General features: G+C 65.4%; 3 protein-coding genes. 1 reads left to right on the top strand and 2 read right to left on the bottom strand.

Annotated features, from left to right (window positions below):
- Positions 1–65: 65 nt before the first annotated feature.
- Together JCM25156_RS32160 and JCM25156_RS32165 are read right to left on the bottom strand one after the other, a co-directional pair.
- Complete coding sequence (locus tag JCM25156_RS32160) at positions 66–257, bottom strand: MBL fold metallo-hydrolase (protein ID WP_277909468.1); 192 nt, start codon at positions 255–257, stop codon at positions 66–68.
- Positions 209–784, bottom strand: a complete 576-nt coding sequence (locus JCM25156_RS32165) for an MBL fold metallo-hydrolase (RefSeq protein WP_277909469.1) — start codon at positions 782–784, stop codon at positions 209–211. Before JCM25156_RS32165 ends, JCM25156_RS32160 begins: the two co-directional genes overlap by 49 nt.
- A gap of 370 nt (positions 785–1,154) precedes the next feature.
- On the opposite strand from JCM25156_RS32165, the gene JCM25156_RS13265 reads away from it, so the two are divergent.
- Positions 1,155–2,699: transketolase family protein (locus JCM25156_RS13265; RefSeq protein ID WP_025813456.1), on the top strand; the 1,545-nt coding region annotated here is incomplete at its 3' end.

Below are 2,699 nucleotides of genomic sequence, written 5' to 3' on the forward strand. Positions count from 1 at the left end.
CGCGCGCGGCGCATAGGCCCCGATGGGCAGCAATGCGATGTCCGGCGCGCCCAGCCGCGCGCGGATCAGGGACCAGTGGCGGCCATGGGCGTATCCCCGGCGAAGAAAAGCTGGTGGCCTGCCGTGTCGCGCAGCATGAACCCGCCCCACAGGCTTTTGTTGCGGTCAAAGGGGGTGCGGGCGGCGCCATGGCGGGCGGGGGTGCAGGTCACCTGCAATCCGGTCGTGCCGACGGCCTGCCACCAGTCCAGTTCCATGATGCGGCGCAGCCCGGTCCGGCGCAGGAACCGGGCGTTTTCCAGCGGGACGACCACCAGCGGGTCATCGCCCCGCCGCGCCAGCGCGCGCAGGAGGGGAGATCCATATGGTCGTAATGGGCATGGGAAATCAGCACGACATCGACCGGCGGCAGGTCGGCCAGCGCCCGCCCCGGCGCCCGCACCCGTTTCGGCCCCATGAATGGCAAGGGCGAGCAGCGTTGCGAGAAGACCGGATCGGTCAGCACGCTCAGCACCGTGCCATCGGGGCGCGGCAGGCGGATCAGGAAAGTGCTGTGCCCGATAAACGTGACCTGCGCCGTGTCGCGCGCGGGCATGGCGTGGGGATCGCCCGTGGGGGTGGGATTTTCAATCCGGTCCGGCCAGTCCGACCGGGGCCGCGTCCACTGCCACTTCAGGATGGTCCGCCACCGCATCCGCCCCGGCGGCGCGGTTTCGGGGCAGATGGCGGGTGGATTGAAAAAGCGTACGCCATCCGTGTGATCGCTGGCGGGTAACAGCGGCATGCACGAACTCCCTGACCTTGCGTGTCGTGATCCGACAGGAGAGGGACGGGGCGCGCCCGTGTCAAATTCCGGGCCAATGGCGCTTCATGCTGCAACCGCCCCGGCGAGAGCGCGCTGGTACAGGCAGGGCCCGGAGCCGCGCGGCGAATGGCCGCCGGTAACGGCTTGATGAGATGGCTTGTCCCGCCCCGAAGGTCGTGAGAAGGTGCGTGCCGACAAAGCCTTTTGACCTTGCGCCCCGTTCTGCCCCGCCCGCAGGGCAGGCGCATGCGGGCGGTCTGGAAAGAAAAAGAAGATAAGGTTGTCTGGCCCATGTCTCTGGCCTGATCGGGGCTGGACAATAACCATGGCTGTAAGGAGGCCGGTTTTTATGCGTTCCCTGTTTACATCTCCCCCGATGGCGCCAGAAGGAGGCGGCAGCATGCCCACCAATATCGATACGCTGTGCATCAACACCATTCGCACGCTATCCATGGATGCGGTGCAGAAAGCGAATTCGGGCCATCCGGGTACCGCCATGGCGCTTGCCCCCGTGGCCTATACGCTGTGGCGCGATGTGCTGAACTACGATCCGGCCGACCCGCTGTGGCCCAACCGTGACCGTTTCGTGCTGTCCATCGGACACGCATCCATGTTGCTGTATTCGCTGATCTACCTTGCCGGTATCCGCGATGTGCGCCCCGGAAAACCCCCGGCGGACCGCCCGGCGCTGACGCTGGAGGATCTCGAGCAGTTCCGTCAGCTTGACTCGCTCACCCCCGGCCACCCGGAATACCATCATACCGCCGGGGTCGAGACCACCACCGGCCCGCTGGGTCAGGGCTGCGGCAATTCTGTGGGCATGGCCATTGCCGAGAAGTGGCTGGCCGAACGCTACAACCGCCCCGGCTTCAGCCTGTTTGACCATCACATCTACACGCTGTGCGGTGATGGCGACAACATGGAGGGGATTTCCAGCGAGGCCGCGTCCATCGCGGGGCACCTGAAGCTGGGCAACCTGACGTGGATTTACGACAGCAACCAGATTTCCATCGAGGGTTCGACCCGGATCGCCTTTACCGAGAGCGTGCACAAACGCTTCGAGGCCTATGGCTGGCATGTCCTTGAACTCAAGGACGCCAATGATACCGGGGATTTCCGCCGCCTGCTGGCCGAAGCGAAGGCCGAGACGTCCCGCCCCACGCTGATCATCGTGCATTCCATCATCGGCTGGGGCGCGCCGCACCTTGCCGGCACGGCGGAAGCTCATGGCTCCCCGCTGGGGGTGGAGGAAATCCGCGAGACCAAGAAATTCTACGGCTGGCCGGAAGATAAAAGCTTCTATGTGCCCGAAGGCGTGCCGGAACACTTCCAGCAGGGCCTGGCCCCGCGTGGCGCGGCCGCAAGCAGGGCGTGGAACGAGCTGTTCGCCGCCTATCGCGCCAAATTCCCCGATGAGGCGAAGCAGCTCGACCATATCTTCGCGGGCACCCTGCCCGAAGGCTGGGACGCGGATATTCCGGTATTCGACGCGGACGCCAAGGGCGTGGCCTCGCGCGCAAGCTCGGGCAAGGTGCTCAATGTCATCGCGAAGAACTATCCGTGGATGATCGGCGGCTCGGCCGACCTGTCGCCTTCGACCAAGACGCACCTGACATTCGATGGCGCGGGCGATTTCCAGCCGCCGCAGTGGGGCGGCACCTATGGCGGGCGCAACCTGCATTTCGGCGTGCGTGAACACGCCATGGGGTCGATCAGCAACGGGCTGGCGCTGTACGGGCTGCGGCCCTACTGCTCGGGCTTCCTGATCTTCTCCGATTACATGAAGCCGCCCATCCGTCTCTCGTCGCTCATGAAGCTGCCGGTGACCTATGTCTTCACCCATGATTCGATCGGCGTGGGGGAGGATGGCCCGACCCACCAGCCCATCGAGCAG

It is taken from the genome of Komagataeibacter kakiaceti JCM 25156 (genome assembly GCF_000613305.1).

Excerpts from the sequence above, each read along its gene's own strand:
- JCM25156_RS32160 (WP_277909468.1), bottom strand. The coding sequence starts at position 257 with ATGGAACTGGACTGGTGGCAGGCCGTCGGCACGACCGGATTGCAGGTG.
- JCM25156_RS32165 (WP_277909469.1), bottom strand. The coding sequence starts at position 784 with ATGCCGCTGTTACCCGCCAGCGATCACACGGATGGCGTACGCTTTTTC.